This window comes from Pseudomonas sp. AC463, from assembly GCF_979253585.1.
Genome location: NZ_CEEDDZ010000009.1, coordinates 42,712 through 57,877 on the forward strand (window position 1 = coordinate 42,712; position 15,166 = coordinate 57,877).

Annotated in this window: 16 protein-coding genes; 12 read left to right on the plus strand and 4 right to left on the minus strand. The window is 61.8% G+C overall.

From position 1 onward, the window contains the following. Nucleotides 1-10: 10 nt before the first annotated feature. The 3 genes from AC0IYH_RS13030 to AC0IYH_RS13040 all read right to left on the minus strand — a co-directional run bounded on the left by AC0IYH_RS13030 (nt 11) and on the right by AC0IYH_RS13040 (nt 2,336). Entirely contained in the window at nt 11-709 is a 699-nt protein-coding gene (locus AC0IYH_RS13030) for a segregation and condensation protein A (RefSeq protein WP_177411970.1), read from the minus strand. A gap of 120 nt (nt 710-829) precedes the next feature. After that, the gene (locus AC0IYH_RS13035; protein WP_101272708.1) at nt 830-1,459 is read right to left on the minus strand and encodes an L-threonylcarbamoyladenylate synthase; all 630 of its coding nucleotides are present in this window, start codon (nt 1,457-1,459) and stop codon (nt 830-832) included. A 13-nt stretch (nt 1,460-1,472) separates the two neighbouring features. Beyond that, entirely contained in the window at nt 1,473-2,336 is an 864-nt protein-coding gene (locus tag AC0IYH_RS13040; RefSeq protein WP_116628634.1) for a PHP domain-containing protein, read from the minus strand. Between the two features lie 87 nt (nt 2,337-2,423). On the opposite strand from AC0IYH_RS13040, the gene AC0IYH_RS13045 reads away from it, so the two are divergent. The 7 genes from AC0IYH_RS13045 to AC0IYH_RS13075 all read left to right on the plus strand — a co-directional run bounded on the left by AC0IYH_RS13045 (nt 2,424) and on the right by AC0IYH_RS13075 (nt 7,936). Beyond that, a complete protein-coding gene (locus AC0IYH_RS13045; protein ID WP_116628635.1) occupies nt 2,424-3,020 on the plus strand; it encodes a septation protein A in 597 nt (198 codons plus the stop codon). A 1-nt stretch (nt 3,021) separates the two neighbouring features. Next, nucleotides 3,022-3,321, plus strand: coding sequence for a YciI family protein (locus tag AC0IYH_RS13050; RefSeq protein ID WP_116628636.1), 300 nt, complete (start codon nt 3,022-3,024; stop codon nt 3,319-3,321). Between the two features lie 108 nt (nt 3,322-3,429). Then, entirely contained in the window at nt 3,430-3,837 is a 408-nt protein-coding gene (locus AC0IYH_RS13055; protein WP_471834676.1) for an SH3 domain-containing protein, read from the plus strand. A gap of 7 nt (nt 3,838-3,844) precedes the next feature. Then, nucleotides 3,845-4,522 (plus strand): response regulator transcription factor, encoded by a 678-nt coding sequence (locus AC0IYH_RS13060; protein WP_028617724.1) that lies wholly within the window; start codon nt 3,845-3,847, stop codon nt 4,520-4,522. A 147-nt stretch (nt 4,523-4,669) separates the two neighbouring features. Then, nucleotides 4,670-5,134 (plus strand): LTXXQ domain protein, encoded by a 465-nt coding sequence (locus tag AC0IYH_RS13065; RefSeq protein ID WP_471834679.1) that lies wholly within the window; start codon nt 4,670-4,672, stop codon nt 5,132-5,134. A 68-nt stretch (nt 5,135-5,202) separates the two neighbouring features. Further along, nucleotides 5,203-6,546, plus strand: coding sequence for a sensor histidine kinase (locus AC0IYH_RS13070; RefSeq protein WP_116628639.1), 1,344 nt, complete (start codon nt 5,203-5,205; stop codon nt 6,544-6,546). 40 nt (nt 6,547-6,586) lie between these two features. Next, on the plus strand, nt 6,587-7,936 hold the full coding sequence (locus AC0IYH_RS13075; protein WP_471834681.1) for a CoA transferase: 1,350 nt from the start codon (nt 6,587-6,589) through the stop codon (nt 7,934-7,936). A gap of 114 nt (nt 7,937-8,050) precedes the next feature. Here the strand turns inward: AC0IYH_RS13075 and arcD (AC0IYH_RS13080) are convergent, their stop codons facing one another. Beyond that, the gene (gene arcD / locus AC0IYH_RS13080) at nt 8,051-9,478 is read right to left on the minus strand and encodes an arginine-ornithine antiporter (protein WP_116628641.1); all 1,428 of its coding nucleotides are present in this window, start codon (nt 9,476-9,478) and stop codon (nt 8,051-8,053) included. 446 nt (nt 9,479-9,924) lie between these two features. Here arcD (AC0IYH_RS13080) and arcD (AC0IYH_RS13085) point away from each other — a divergent pair, with 446 nt between their 5' ends. From arcD (AC0IYH_RS13085) to AC0IYH_RS13105, 5 genes are all read left to right on the plus strand, one after another. Next, on the plus strand, nt 9,925-11,352 hold the full coding sequence (arcD, locus tag AC0IYH_RS13085; protein ID WP_471834683.1) for an arginine-ornithine antiporter: 1,428 nt from the start codon (nt 9,925-9,927) through the stop codon (nt 11,350-11,352). 24 nt (nt 11,353-11,376) lie between these two features. Then, the gene (gene arcA / locus AC0IYH_RS13090) at nt 11,377-12,633 is read left to right on the plus strand and encodes an arginine deiminase (protein WP_116628643.1); all 1,257 of its coding nucleotides are present in this window, start codon (nt 11,377-11,379) and stop codon (nt 12,631-12,633) included. A 12-nt stretch (nt 12,634-12,645) separates the two neighbouring features. Next, a complete protein-coding gene (locus AC0IYH_RS13095) occupies nt 12,646-13,656 on the plus strand; it encodes an ornithine carbamoyltransferase (protein WP_116628644.1) in 1,011 nt (336 codons plus the stop codon). Between the two features lie 92 nt (nt 13,657-13,748). Beyond that, nucleotides 13,749-14,678, plus strand: a complete 930-nt coding sequence (gene arcC, locus AC0IYH_RS13100) for a carbamate kinase (protein ID WP_471834685.1) — start codon at nt 13,749-13,751, stop codon at nt 14,676-14,678. An 18-nt stretch (nt 14,679-14,696) separates the two neighbouring features. Next, nucleotides 14,697-15,059 carry a DUF5064 family protein gene (locus tag AC0IYH_RS13105; protein WP_065873587.1) on the plus strand — a complete coding sequence of 121 codons (363 nt, stop codon included), beginning with the start codon at nt 14,697-14,699 and terminating at the stop codon, nt 15,057-15,059. Nucleotides 15,060-15,166: the final 107 nt, after the last annotated feature.

The following is a 15,166-nucleotide window of genomic DNA, read 5'->3' on the forward strand; positions in this document are numbered from 1 at the left end:
ATTCAGCTCTTTATTCGGCTCGCGCCCGCACGTGGATAGCCGCAAAAGGCTCATTCTGGACCAGCTCGACCAGGGACTCCTTGACCAGTTCAAGGATCGCCATAAAGGTCACCACCACCCCCAGCCGCCCTTCCTCTGCGGTGAACAGCTCGACAAACGGCACAAACCCGCCGCCCTTGAGGCGCTCGAGCACGTCGCTCATACGCTCGCGGGTCGACAGCGCCTCGCGGCTGACCTGGTGGTGTTCAAACATATCGCCACGGCGCAGCACTTCGGCCATGGACATCAGCAATTCTTCCAGGCTCACATCCGGCAACAGCTTGCGCGCCCGTGCCTCGGGGGCATCCAGCTTGGGCACCACCACGTCGCGGCCTACACGGCTCAAGCCGTCGATGCCTTCGGCGGCAGCCTTGAAGCGTTCGTACTCCTGCAGGCGGCGGATCAGTTCGGCGCGCGGGTCGTCCTCTTCGGCCTCGATGGTCTCCGCGCGTGGCAAGAGCATGCGTGACTTGATCTCGGCTAGCATAGCGGCCATCACCAGGTACTCGGCGGCCAGCTCCAGGCGCACCGACTGCATCAACTCGACATAGCCCATGTACTGGCGAGTGATTTCCGCCACCGGGATGTCGAGGATGTTGATGTTCTGCTTGCGGATCAGGTACAGCAGCAAGTCCAGCGGGCCTTCGAAGGCTTCCAGGAAGACTTCCAGGGCGTCGGGCGGGATGTACAGGTCCAGCGGCATTTCCATCACCGCCTGGCCATACACCATGGCAAACGGCAATTCCTGCTGGGCGCCCGCCTGGGGGTCGACGGTTTCCACGGCCGACATTCAGGCCTCGACCATGAACGGGGTCGGATCGCCGCAGCCCACACGCACCACTTCCGGCTCGCCGTCGGCCAGGTTGATCACGGTGGAGGCCTTGTTGCCGCCGTAGCCGCCGTCGATGATCAGGTCGACATGCTTTTCCAGCAGGCGCCGCATTTCGTAAGGGTCGTACAACGGCTCGGTTTCACCCGGCATGATCAGCGACACGCTCATCAGGGGCTCACCCAGCTCTTCGAGCAACGCCAGCGCAATCGGGTGCTCGGGCACGCGCAGGCCGATGGTGCGTTTCTTGGGGTGCAGCAACAGGCGCGGCACCTCACGCGTGGCATTGAGAATAAAGGTGTAGGGCCCCGGCGTGTGGGCCTTGAGCAGGCGGAAGGTGCCAGTGTCGACCTTGGCGAACAGCCCGAGCTGGGACAAGTCGCTGCAGATGAGGGCGAAGTTATGCTTGTCATCCAGCTGACGCAGGCGTCTTACACGTTCGACCGCACCCTTGTCGCCGATCTGGCAACCAATGGCGTAGGACGAATCGGTGGGGTAGATCACCACGCCACCGGCGCGAATGATCTCCACGGCCTGTTTGATCAGGCGCGCCTGGGGGTTTTCCGGATGAATCTGGAAGAATTGACTCACGTGTTCTACCTGTTCAGACGGTGGCAATAATGGGGTCATGCTTGAATCGCCCCCACAAGAGCGGCAAATCTTCCGGGACCGCACGGTACTCGCCGATCTCGGACCAGCCGCCTGGGCCATGAAAGTCACTGCCGGCACTGACCAGCAGACCAAATTCGCGGGCAAGAATCGCCAGGCTGCCCACCTGATCGGCGGGTTGATGCCCGTTGACCACTTCGATTGCGTGGCCGCCCGCTCCAATATAGTCGCTGATCAGCTTGCGACGCTTGCTGCGGGTGAAATCGTAATGCCAGGGATGCGCCAGGCTGACCCATGCCCCGGAGGCCCGCAGGGTCTCGACGGTGTCTTCCAGGGTCGGCCAGTGTTGCTTCACATCGCCCAACTTGCCGGCGCCCAGCCATTTGCGAAAGGCCTCAGCACGGTCTTTAACAAAACCTTCACGCACCATCCAGTCGGCAAAGTGCGGCCGGGCCGGTGCGTTGCCGCTGTCGCCCAGCTCCTGCTGGATGGCACGGGCGCCTTCAAGGGCATTCGGCATGCCTTTGAGGCTGAGTTTTCGGCTTATTTCTTCGGACCGCAGCCAGCGCCCATCGTGCAATTGCGCAATGGCCGCCACCAGCGGCGCGGCGGTTTGATCGAAACCATAACCGAGCACATGAATGGTGGCGCCGCCCCAGGTGCAGGACAATTCCACCCCGTTGACCAGTTGCATACCCAGCGCCTGCGCGGCTTCGCGGGCTTCGTCGAGGCCTTCGAGGGTGTCGTGGTCGGTCAACGCCAGGACTCGCACGCCTTTTTCAAACGCACGCGCAACCAGTACCGCGGGCGCCAGGGCGCCGTCGGAGGCCGTGCTGTGGCAGTGCAAATCAACATTCACGGGAGTGTGTAACCTCAAGTCAGCTGGCGCTTTCGCTACCAAGGATGTTTGTTATTATGCCGCCACATCCAGCTTCTGGCTCTTACTGTGAAACAATTCATCGACTTCATCCCGCTGTTGCTGTTTTTCATCGTTACCAAACTCGACCCCAGGGTCATCGATATCGCCGGCCACGAGCTATCGTTCGGGGGCATCTACAGTGCTACCGCGGTACTGATCATCAGCTCCATCGTGGTCTACGGCGCCATCTTCATCTCCCAGCGCAAGCTCGAAAAAAGCCAGTGGCTGACCCTGGTTGCCTGCCTGGTGTTCGGTGGCCTGACCCTGGCCTTCCACAGTGAAACCTTCCTTAAATGGAAAGCCCCGGTGGTCAACTGGCTGTTCGCCCTGGTTTTCATCGGCAGCCACTTTGTCGGTGACCGCCTGTTGATCAAGCGGATCATGGGCCATGCATTGACCCTGCCGGAGCCGGTATGGACGCGTTTGAACGTGGCCTGGATCGTGTTTTTCCTGTTCTGCGGCGCCGCCAACCTGTTCGTGGCCTTTACGTTCCAGGACTACTGGGTCGACTTCAAGGTCTTCGGCAGCCTGGGCATGACCGTATTGTTCCTGATCGGCCAGGGTATCTACCTGTCGCGCCACCTGCATGACACCGCTCCCACCACGCCGAAAACCGAGGACTGACATGCTCTACGCCATCATTGCTACCGACGTTGCCAACTCGCTGGAAAAACGCCTCTCCGTGCGCCCGGCCCACCTTGAGCGCCTGCACGTGCTGCAAGCCGAAGGCCGCCTGGTGCTCGCCGGCCCGCACCCGGCCGTGGACAGCAATGACCCGGGCGCCGCCGGTTTCACCGGCAGCCTGGTAGTCGCCGAGTTCGCCTCCCTGGCCGATGCCCAGGCCTGGGCCAAGGCTGATCCCTATGTGGCGGCGGGCGTCTACGCCGACGTGGTGATCAAGCCGTTCAAGCAAGTCCTGCCTTAGCCCGAGCCCTGTGTCGAACCTAATACCTTCGGCACACTCCTAATCTCTCATTATTCTCGGTAACCTGCCGACAACGTTCTGAATATTCGTGTGGAATCAGGAGTTCCGATGCGCTTACGTCAGTTGTGTCTGTTGGCAGTGTTAATGATCGGGGCTACGGCCCACGCTGAAGAAACCTCGAACAACGGCAGTTCCACGCCCCTGTCCTTGAGTGCCGGCAGCCAGATCACCGAGTTGCAGCAACGTTTGAAAGAAAGCGAACGCCAGCGTGAAGAACTGAGCAAGCAACTGCAAAGCGCGGATGCTGCCCGCGAAAGCGCTCAACTGAGCCGCCTTCGCCAAGAGAACCAACGCCTGGCCCAGCAGCTCAAAGAAACACAGGGCGGCGCCTTGACCCGATGGCTGACCGAGCAACAGCAATGGTTTGTCACCGGCGGGGCCGTCGCACTGATCGCCTTGCTGTGCGGGATCTTCGCCAGCGGTGGGCACCGTCGCCGTCGACAATGGCTAAATTGAGTGAGTCATGAGCGAGCTGTTACTGATAGATGATGACCAGGAGCTCTGCGAGCTGCTGACCAGTTGGTTGAGCCAGGAAGGTTTCCAGGTGCGCGCCTGCCACGATGGCTTGAGCGCGCGCAAGGCCTTGGCCGACAGCGCCCCTGCCGCCGTGGTGCTCGACGTGATGCTGCCCGACGGCAGTGGCCTGGAGCTGCTCAAGCAATTGCGCAACGACCACCCGGAGCTGCCGGTGCTGATGCTCTCGGCGCGTGGCGAACCACTGGACCGCATCCTCGGCCTGGAACTCGGCGCCGACGATTACCTGGCCAAACCCTGCGACCCACGCGAGCTGACCGCCCGCCTGCGCGCGGTATTGCGCCGCAGCCACCCGGCCGCCGTGTCCACCCAGCTGGAACTCGGCGACCTGTGCTTCAGCCCGGTGCGCGGCGTGGTCAGCATCGATGAACAGGAATTCACCCTCACCGTCTCCGAAAGCCGCCTGCTCGAAGCCCTGCTGCGCCAGCCCGGCGAGCCACTGGACAAGCAGGAACTGGCGCAAATTGCCCTGGGCCGCAAGCTGACCCTTTACGATCGCAGCCTCGACATGCACGTGAGCAACCTGCGCAAAAAGATCGGCCCCCACCCGGATGGCCGGCCACGCATCGTGGCGCTGCGCAGCCGCGGCTATTACTACAGCCTCTAAAACACGGGAGCCCAAGGGCTCCCGGTTTTGTCAGTTCACAGCAAAATCCTCTTTACCCAAGCTTTACGCACACCTGACGGCCGCTGACCTTGATCTGGGTAATCTACTCACATCCGGACTCACCGGAATAGAGACAGGAGAATCACCATGCGCAAGACCCTTATCGCTTTGATGCTCGCCGCTGCCCTGCCCACCGTCGCCATGGCCGCAATGCCAGAAGGCCCAGGCCCGATGGGCGAACCTTCCGGTCACATGATGGGTGGCCCGGGTCACGGCGGTGAACACGGTCCGCGTGGCAAAGGCGGCCCGTTCAGCCAACTGGACCTGAGCCACGAACAGCGCCAGCAGATCGGCAAGCTGATGGGCGACCAATGGCACGCTCGCAAGGACCTGACCAAGAAGTATCTGGACAAACTCCCGGCCGCTGACCAGAAGGCCATGCAGGACGAGATCGCCGCCGGCAAGCAGAAAACCCAGGCGGATATCCGCGCGGTGCTCAAGCCTGACCAGCAGAAGAAGTTCGACGAGATCGTCAAGAAGCAAGAGCAGCGTCGTGCCGAATGGAAGGAATTCCAGGCCTGGAAAGCGCAACAGCCGCAAAAAGCGCAATAATGCCCCCGCGTTAACGCTCCCAGCCCAGTGGCCCCCGCCGCTGGGCTTTTCCTGTTTGAGGGTTTCCTGTGCGTTCATTGTTCTGGCGCATCCTGGCCAGCTTCTGGCTGGCCATCGCCTTGGTTGCCGGGTTGTCGATCCTGCTTGGGCACATGCTCAATCAGGATGCCTGGATTCTCAGCCGTCACCCCGGCCTCAACAACCTGGCTGAAGAGTGGACCCAACTCTATGAAGCCCAGGGCGAGGACGCAGCCCAGGACTTGCTGCAACAGCGCAAGCGCCAGTACCACATCGACGTGCAAGTGCTCAACGAAAGCGGCGAGCCGGTGGTGCGCGGCACCTTCCCGAAACGTGCCGCTGCGTTTGAAGCCCGGCAGAATGACAGCCAGGACGGCCACCTGCCCTGGCGGCGCCTGACCGCCGAGTACACCAGTGAAAAAACCGGCGACACCTACCTGCTGATCTACCGCATCCCGCACCCGGAACTCGACGCCTGGCACCGCAATAGCCTGCTGTGGCCGTTGAGTGCGCTGGCAATTGCGCTGGTGGTACTGACCCTGTTCAGCCTGCTGGTGACGCTGTCCATCACCCGCCCGCTCAGCCGTTTGCGCGGCGCGGTGCATGACCTCGGCCAGGCCACCTACCAGCAAAACAGCCTGGCGCGCCTGGCCAATCGGCGTGATGAGTTCGGCGTACTCGCCACCGACTTCAACCGCATGGGCGCGCGCCTGCAAAGCCTGATCGCCAGCCAGCGCCAATTGCTGCGCGATGTGTCCCACGAACTGCGTTCACCCCTGGCCCGGCTGCGCATCGCCCTGGCCCTGGCCGAGCGCGCCAGCCCTGAAGAACGGGAAAAACTCTGGCCGCGCCTGACCCGCGAGTGCGACCGCCTCGAAGCGCTGATCAGCGAAATCCTGGTGCTGGCCCGCGTCGATGCCGACAACGCCAGCGCCGAAGACGTCGACCTCACGCCGCTGCTCAAGACCCTGCAAAAAGACGCCCAGCTCAGCGCGCCGGAGCAAGTGGTGCAGCTCACCGCCGACCCCGGCCTGCGCCTCAAGGGCTGGCCGACCATGATCGAACGCGCGGTGGATAACCTGCTGCGCAATGCCCAGCGCTTCAACCCGCCGGGCCAGCCGATCGAGATGCAAGCCCATCTGCACGGCGAGCACATCATCATCAGCGTGCGCGACCACGGCCCCGGCGTCGACGCCGAGCACCTCAGCCAATTGGGCGAGCCGTTCTACCGCGCCCCCGGCCAGACCGCCCAAGGCCACGGCCTGGGCCTGGCGATTGCGCGGCGCGCAGCCGAACGCCATGGCGGCAGCCTGTTCCTGGCCAACCATGCCCAGGGCGGTTTTATCGCCAGCATCGACCTGCCGCTGGAACCCGGGGTTGCCACACCGGCCTGATGATCTTCTATAGTGGCCCTTCTCTTACGGAGGGCCTTTGATGACTGACCTGCTGACTCCCATCCAAGCCGCACTCGATCTGCCGCACACCCCGCCGACCTTTACCGAGGCCGGCGCCCTGCCCTCGACCTTTGCCGTCACCGACCTGGCGGCCGCCAGCATCGGCGCTGCCGGCCAGGCCGTAGCCCAATTGATCCAGCAACAGACCGGGCGCTTGCCCAACGTAAGCGTGGACCGGCGCCTCGCCTCCTTCTGGTTCTCGTCCTCAATTCGCCCGGTGGACTGGCAAGTGCCGCCGCTGTGGGACCCGGTGGCCGGCGACTACGCCAGCGCCGACGGCTGGATCCGCTTGCACACCAACGCGCCCCACCACCGTGCAGCCGCCGAGCGGGTGCTGGGCAAAGTCGCCGACCGCACTGAAATGGCGGCCAAGGTCGCCGCCTGGAACGCCGCTGAACTGGAACAGGCGATTGTCGAGGCCGGCGGCTGTGCCGCGCAGATGCGTACGTGGCAGGCCTGGCAACAGCATCCCCAAGGGCTGGCGGTGAATGCCGAGGCACTGGTGCAGCGCCAGACCTTTGAAAATACCGTCGACCAACCCTGGCTCGGCTCGGTGGCGCGCCCCCTGGCCGGTATCAAGGTGCTGGACCTGACCCGCGTATTGGCCGGCCCGGTCGCCAGTCGCTTTCTCGCGGGTTTGGGCGCCGATGTACTGCGCATCGACTCACCCACCTGGAACGAGCCAGGCGTGGTGCCGGAAATGACCCTGGGCAAACGCTGCGCGCGCCTGGACCTGAAAACGCCGGAAGACCGCCAGGTGTTCGAAAGCTTGCTCAAGGGCGCCGACATTCTGTTCCACGGCTACCGCGCCGATGCGCTGGAGCAACTGGGCTACACCGCTGATGAACTGCAACAGCTTGCCCCTGGCCTGATCGACGTGAGCCTCAACGCCTACGGCTGGAGCGGCCCGTGGCGCAACCGCCGCGGGTTCGACAGCCTGGTGCAGATGAGCAGCGGGATTGCCGACGCGGGCATGGCCTGGAAACAGGCGGACAAACCGCTGCCGCTGCCGTTGCAGGCGCTGGACCATGCAACCGGATACCTGATGGCCGCCAGTGCGATTCAGGCGTTGAGCGAACGGTTGAAATCCGGGCGTGGCGGCTCGGCGCGGTTGTCATTGGCGCGTACGGCCAAGTTGTTGGTGGATGCAGGGCAGGTGCCGGAGCAGCCGGCGTTGCGCGCTGAAGAGCCCAGTGATCAAGGGTTGGTGGTAGAACAGACGGCGTGGGGGCAGGCGCATCGTTTGCTGGCGCCACTGACCATCAGCGGGACGCCGTTGCAGTGGGATTTGCCGGCGGGGGAATTGGGCTCGCATCGGGCTCAATGGTGACCTTCAGGCCGCCATCGGGGGCAAGTCGAATCGTCGCACCGCCCCTCCCACATTTTTACCGTGTTCACAGGTCAAAGTGTGGGAGGGGCCCCGATGAGGCCCGCCCAGCCAGTCTCACAACGACAACACCCCACTGTACAAGCCGTACGCCGCCAGCCCCGCGCCGGCGATCACACAGCTGAAAATGCCTTTTTCCCAATGGGTAAACAACGGCTGGCCCTGCTCGCGTTTGGCCAGCGCAAACAGGATCACACCGGGCGCATACAGCAGCGCCGAGAGCAGCAGGTACTTCAAGCCGCCGGCGTACAGCAGCCATAGGGCGTAGACGAGGGCAATCAGCCCCACCAGCAGATCCTTGCAGCGCTGGCCCTGGGCGCCTGCATAGGTTTCGCCGCGCCCGCTCAACAGCACGGCATACGCCGCCGACCACAGGTAGGGCACCAGAATCATCGACGACGCGAGGTAAATCAGCGTGGTGTAGGTGCTTTGGGAAAACAGCGTAATCACCAGAAACGCCTGGATCATCACGTTGGTCAGCCACAGCGCGTTGACCGGCACCTGGTTGGCGTTTTCCTTTTTCAGGAAGGCCGGCATGGTTTTGTCCTGGGCGGTGGCGTAGAGGATTTCCGCGCAGAGCAGCGCCCATGAGAGCAAGGCGCCCAGCAGCGACACGGCCAGGCCGATGCTGATCAGCAGCGCACCCCACGGCCCGACGATATGCTCCAGCACGCCGGCCAGCGACGGGTTCTGCAGTTGCGCCAGCTCCGGCTGGCTCATGATCCCCAGCGACAACACATTCACCAGCACCAGCAACGCCAGCACGCCCAGAAAGCCGATCACCGTGGCGCGGCCGACGTCCGAGCGTTTTTCGGCCCGCGCCGAATACACGCTGGCGCCCTCGATGCCGATAAACACAAACACCGTGACCAGCATCATGTGGCGCACCTGCTCGACCACGCTGCCCATTTGCGGGTTGCCCAGGCCCCAGATATCGCGGGTGAAGATATCGGCCTTGAAGGCCACGGCGGCTATCACGATAAACATCAGCAGCGGCACAATCTTGGCCACGGTGGTGACCTGGTTGATGAACGCCGCCTCCTTGATCCCGCGCAGCACCAGAAAATGCACGGCCCACAGCAGCAACGACGCGCAGCCGATGGCCAGCGGCGTATTGCCCTGTCCGAACGCCGGAAAGAAATAGCCAAGGGTGCTGAACAGCAACACGAAGTAACCGACATTGCCCATCCACGCGCTGATCCAGTAACCCCAGGCCGAGGAGAAACCCATGTAGTCGCCAAACCCGGCCTTGGCATAGGCGTACACCCCGGAATCCAGCTCGGGTTTGCGGTTGGCCAGGGTCTGGAATACAAAAGCCAGGGTCAGCATGCCGACGGCGGTGATCGCCCAACCGATCAACACCGCGCCGACCTCGGCACGCGCGGCCATGTTCTGTGGCAGGGAAAAAATCCCGCCGCCGATCATTGAACCCACCACCAAGGCGATCAAGGCGCTGAGGCGAAGTTTCTGGGTCGGTTGGGGCATGAAGACTCCTGAACAAATAACAGTTTGAGCTGACAACCGTGCACTCAACTAATTAACTCAGCGAGTGTAGCGTTTATTAGAGACGGCGATAAAAACGCCACGTTCATAACGCAACGGCATGACAATTAATAAAGTTTAGGCGTATTTAGAATTTAAATACCGTGGGCATTTAACCCTTCTCCTGCTACTTGGCGGCCCAGCCTGAAAAAGTTTGCACATTCAGGAAAACGGTCTAGTTTCAAACGTCCATATACCCGACTAAATGATTAACCAAAACGGAGAGACCGCTCTGGGCAGCGCCTTTCCGAGGAATCGTATTGCCCGAGGGTTTTCCCCTAAGTCATTAATTCACAATGGAATGTGCCAATGAAGTGATCTGAGTCAGCTGTTTGATTAGCGCACGGAATTATTCTGTGGTCTCTCTTCTCCTGCATTGGAGTCATGCAATGTCTGAATCTCCCGGAAAACTTCGATTAGGCGCACTGGTTGCACTGGTCGTGGGTTCAATGATTGGCGGCGGGATCTTCTCACTTCCGCAAAACATGGCGGCCAGCGCCGATGTGGGCGCGGTGCTGATCGGTTGGGTGATTACCGCCATCGGTATGTTGACCCTGGCGTTCGTGTTCCAGACCCTCGCCAATCGCAAGCCCGACCTCGACGGCGGCGTGTATGCCTACGCCAAGGCAGGTTTCGGCGACTACATGGGTTTCTCGTCGGCCTGGGGTTACTGGATCAGCGCCTGGCTGGGCAACGTCGGCTATTTCGTCCTGCTGTTCAGCACCCTGGGTTACTTCTTCCCGGTCTTTGGCGAAGGCAATACCCCGGCGGCGGTGATTGGCGCCTCGGTGCTGCTGTGGGCCGTGCACTTTTTGGTGCTGCGCGGGATCAAGGAAGCGGCGTTCATCAACCTGGTGACCACCGTCGCCAAGGTGGTGCCGCTCGTGCTGTTTGTGTTGATCGCGCTGTTCGCGTTCAAGCTGGAGATTTTCACCGCTGACATCTGGGGCGTGAAAAACCCCGACCTGGGCAGCGTGATGAACCAGGTGCGCAACATGATGCTGGTCACCGTGTGGGTGTTTATCGGCATCGAAGGCGCGAGCATCTTCTCGTCCCGTGCGGAAAAACGCTCCGACGTCGGCAAGGCCACCGTGATCGGCTTTATCACCGTGCTGCTGTTTCTGATGCTGGTGAACGTGCTGTCCCTGGGGATCATGACCCAGCCGGAACTGGCCAAGCTGCAAAACCCGTCGATGGCCGCCGTGCTGGAGCATGTGGTGGGCCACTGGGGCGCGGTGCTGATCAGCGTCGGCTTGATCATTTCGTTGCTGGGGGCGCTGCTGTCGTGGGTGCTGCTGTGTGCGGAGATCATGTTCGCCGCCGCCAAGGACCACACCATGCCGGAGTTCCTGCGCAAGGAAAACGCCAACCATGTGCCGGTCAACGCCCTGTGGCTGACCAACGCCATGGTTCAGGTGTTCCTGGTGATCACGCTGTTTTCCGCCAGCACCTACCTGTCGCTGATCTACCTCGCCACCTCGATGATCCTGGTGCCTTACCTGTGGTCGGCGGCCTACGCACTGTTGCTGGCGGTACGCGGTGAGACTTACGAAAACGCCCTCAAAGAACGCAAGAAAGACCTGTTCATCGGCGCCGTCGCGCTGATCTACGCGGTGTGGCTGCTGTATGCCGGCGGCACCAAATACCTGCTGTTGTCCGCCCTGCTCTACGCCCCCGGCGCGATCCTGCTCGCCAAGGCCAAGCGTGAATTGGGCAAACCGATTTTCACCAACGTCGAGAAGCTGATTTTCGCCGCAGTGGTCATTGGCGCCCTGGTGGCGGCCTATGGGCTCTACGACGGTTTCCTGACCTTGTAATTTTGATGCAACGGAGGATCTGAAATGACCACGGAAAAAGTGAAGTACGGCGTACATTCCGAAGCCGGCAAACTGCGCAAAGTCATGGTGTGCTCTCCAGGCCTGGCCCATCAGCGGCTGACGCCCAACAACTGCGATGAACTGCTGTTCGATGACGTGCTGTGGGTGGCCCAGGCCAAGCGCGACCATTTCGACTTCGTCACCAAAATGCGCGAGCGGGATATTGATGTGCTGGAAATGCACAACCTGCTGACCGATATCGTCGCCATTCCCGAAGCGCTGGACTGGATTCTGGAACGCAAGATCACTGCCAACCAGGTCGGCCTCGGCCTGGTCAATGAAGTCGGTTCGTGGCTGCGCAGCCTGGAGCCGCGCAAGGTCGCCGAGTTCCTGATCGGCGGCGTGTCGGCCGATGACCTGCCCGACAGCTTCGGTGGCAAGACCATCGAGATGTTCCGCGACTTCCTCGGGCACTCGAGTTTCATTCTGCCGCCGCTGCCCAACACCCAGTTCACCCGCGACACCACCTGCTGGATCTACGGCGGCGTGACGCTCAACCCGATGTACTGGCCGGCACGCCGCCAGGAAACCCTGCTGGCCAGCGCCATCTATAAATTCCACCCCGAGTTCGTCAACGCCGACTTCCAGGTCTGGTACGGCGACCCCGACCAGGAACACGGCAACGCCACCCTCGAAGGCGGCGACGTAATGCCGATCGGCAACGGTGTGGTGTTGATCGGCATGGGCGAGCGTTCCTCGCGCCAGGCCATCGGCCAGCTCGCGCTGAACCTGTTCAAGCACAAGGCCGTGGAGCGCGTGATCGTCGCCGGCCTGCCCAAATCCCGCGCGGCCATGCACCTGGACACGGTGTTCAGCTTCTGCGACCGCGACCTGGTGACGATCTTCCCGGAAGTGGTGAACCAGATCGTCGCCTTCAGCCTGCGCCCTGACGAAACCAAGCCCGGTGGCATCGACGTGCGCCGTGAAGACGCGAGCTTCCTCGATGTGGTGGCCACCGCCCTCAAGCTCAAGGCCCTGCGCGTGGTGGAAACCGGCGGCAACAGCTTCGCCGCCGAACGCGAGCAGTGGGACGACGGCAACAACGTGGTGGCCGTGGAGCCTGGCGTGGTGATCGGTTACGACCGCAACACCTACACCAACACCCTGCTGCGCAAGGCCGGGGTGGAAGTCATCACCATCAGCGCCGGTGAACTTGGCCGGGGGCGTGGCGGCGGCCACTGCATGACCTGCCCGATCATCCGCGACCCTATCGACTATTAAGGAGATTCCATCATGGCTTTCAACATGCGCAACCGCAGCCTGCTGTCGCTGATGCACCACACCACCCGCGAGCTGCACTACCTGCTGGACCTGTCCCGCGACCTCAAGCGCGCCAAATACACCGGCACCGAGCGTCCGCACCTGAAAGGCAAGAACATCGCGCTGATCTTCGAAAAAACCTCGACCCGCACCCGCTGCGCGTTCGAAGTGGCGGCCCATGACCAGGGCGCGCACGTCACTTATATCGACCCGGTGTCATCGCAGATCGGCCACAAAGAAAGCATGAAAGACACCGCCCGCGTGCTCGGCCGCATGTTCGACGCCATCGAGTACCGTGGCTTTGAACAGGAAATCGTCGAAGAGCTGGCCAAGTTCGCCGGCGTGCCGGTGTTCAACGGCCTTACCGCCGAATTCCACCCGACGCAAATGATCGCCGACACCCTGACCATGCGCGAGCACAGCGACAAGCCGCTGCATGACATCAGCTACGCCTACCTGGGCGACGCGCGCTACAACATGGGCAACTCGTTGCTGATGATCGGCGCCAAGCTGGGCATGGACGTGCGCATCGGCGCGCCAAAAGCCCTGTGGCCCCATGAAGATTTCATCAAGCAGTGCCAGGCGTTTGCCGACGAAAGCGGCGCACGCATCACCATCACCGAAGACCCGAAAGAAGCCGTGAAGGGCGTGGACTTCATCCACACCGATATCTGGGTGTCCATGGGCGAGCCGGTGGAAGCGTGGGACGAGCGTATCGAGCAACTGCTGCCGTACCAGGTCAACGCCAAGATGATGAAAGCCTCGGGCAACCCGCGCGTGAAGTTCATGCACTGCCTGCCGGCGTTCCACAACAGCGAAACCAAGGTCGGCAAGGACATCGCCGCGCGTTATCCGAACCTGGCCAATGGCGTGGAAGTGACTGAGGAAGTGTTCGAGTCGCCGGCCAACATCGCGTTTGAGCAAGCGGAAAACCGCATGCATACCATCAAGGCGATTCTGGTGTCGGCGCTCGCAGATATCTAACTCTCACTGTCGGAACACAGGACAAAATGTGGGAGGGGGCAAGCCTCCTCCCACACTGACCTCTGTGTTCACACCTATTGAAGGATTGCATTATGCGCATCGTCGTAGCCCTGGGCGGCAACGCCCTGCTCCGCCGTGGTGAACCCATGACCGCGGACAACCAACGCGCCAATATCCGCATCGCCACCGAACAGATCGCCAAGATCCACCCCGGCAACGAGCTGGTGATTGCCCACGGCAATGGCCCGCAAGTCGGCCTGTTGTCGTTGCAGGCGGCGGCCTACACCAGCGTTTCGCCGTACCCGCTGGACGTGCTGGGCGCCGAGACCGAAGGCATGATCGGCTACATCATCGAACAGGAATTGGGCAACCTGCTGGACTTCGAAGTGCCGTTCGCCACCCTGCTCACCCAGGTCGAAGTCGACGCCAAGGACCCGGCCTTCCAAAACCCCACCAAGCCCATCGGCCCGGTGTATTCCAAGGCCGAAGCGGAGAAACTCGCCGCCGAAAAAGGCTGGGCGATTGCCCCGGATGGCGACAAATACCGCCGCGTGGTCGCCAGCCCACGGCCCAAACGCATCTTTGAAATTCGCCCGATCAAGTGGCTGCTGGAAAAAAGCGCCATCGTGATCTGCGCCGGCGGTGGCGGCATCCCGACGATGTATGGTGAAGACGGCAAGCTGCGCGGCATCGAAGCCGTTATCGACAAAGACCTCTGCTCATCCCTGCTGGCCGCGCAACTGGACGCCGACCTGCTGGTGATTGCCACCGACGTCAACGCGGCCTTTATCGACTTCGGCAAGCCGACCCAGAAAGCCATCGGCCAGGCCCACCCCGATGACATGGAAAAACTCGGCTTCGCCGCCGGCTCCATGGGGCCCAAGGTGCAAGCCGCCTGCGAGTTCGCCCGCCAGACTGGAAAAACCGCGGTCATCGGTTCACTCTCGGACATCGAAGCCATCGTCCAGGGCAACGCCGGTACACGCATCAGCACGGCAAAACCTGGCATCACCTACCTGTGAAGTAGAGGAGAAACGCCTATGGCCACCTTTGAACCCGGTCACTTGCACGTTGAACGTCACGCGCTGAATGCCCAGGACTACAGCTACAACCTGTGCATCGACTATGAAGTCAGCCAGGACCCCAAGGAAGGCAAGGGGATGCTGTTCAAGCTGCATGGCTCGGTGCAAGGCAAGGACCTCAAGGAAGAGTTTTTCCTGCCCAAGGACCAGGCGTTCGACTTCGCCCGGCATGCGATGAACATCGCGCAGAAATATGGCATGCCCAAGGTTGCCGTGTTGAATGGCTCGATGCACAAGCAGTACGACTTGATGTTCGAGGATGTGCGCCATCAACTGGATGTGAAATCCGGAGACCCGGTAAAACCTGAACATCTGGAATAACTCGGTCCAAATGTGGGAGGGGGCTTGCCCACTCCCACATTTGGACCTCCATCACCTGTCAGATTTCACCTGCGCCCCGCTCCAAGGCATACTTGCCGCCTCTCGCT

Bases quoted from the DNA above. Each gene is read 5' to 3' on its own strand.
- arcD (WP_471834683.1), top strand. From the start codon at position 9,925: ATGTCTGAATCTCCCGGAAAACTTCGATTAGGCGCACTGGTTGCACTG.
- AC0IYH_RS13065 (WP_471834679.1), top strand. From the start codon at position 4,670: ATGCGCAAGACCCTTATCGCTTTGATGCTCGCCGCTGCCCTGCCCACC.
- AC0IYH_RS13050 (WP_116628636.1), top strand. From the start codon at position 3,022: ATGCTCTACGCCATCATTGCTACCGACGTTGCCAACTCGCTGGAAAAA.
- arcA (WP_116628643.1), top strand. From the start codon at position 11,377: ATGACCACGGAAAAAGTGAAGTACGGCGTACATTCCGAAGCCGGCAAA.
- AC0IYH_RS13075 (WP_471834681.1), top strand. From the start codon at position 6,587: ATGACTGACCTGCTGACTCCCATCCAAGCCGCACTCGATCTGCCGCAC.
- arcC (WP_471834685.1), top strand. From the start codon at position 13,749: ATGCGCATCGTCGTAGCCCTGGGCGGCAACGCCCTGCTCCGCCGTGGT.
- arcD (WP_116628641.1), bottom strand. From the start codon at position 9,478: ATGCCCCAACCGACCCAGAAACTTCGCCTCAGCGCCTTGATCGCCTTG.
- AC0IYH_RS13095 (WP_116628644.1), top strand. From the start codon at position 12,646: ATGGCTTTCAACATGCGCAACCGCAGCCTGCTGTCGCTGATGCACCAC.
- AC0IYH_RS13055 (WP_471834676.1), top strand. From the start codon at position 3,430: ATGCGCTTACGTCAGTTGTGTCTGTTGGCAGTGTTAATGATCGGGGCT.
- AC0IYH_RS13105 (WP_065873587.1), top strand. From the start codon at position 14,697: ATGGCCACCTTTGAACCCGGTCACTTGCACGTTGAACGTCACGCGCTG.
- AC0IYH_RS13060 (WP_028617724.1), top strand. From the start codon at position 3,845: ATGAGCGAGCTGTTACTGATAGATGATGACCAGGAGCTCTGCGAGCTG.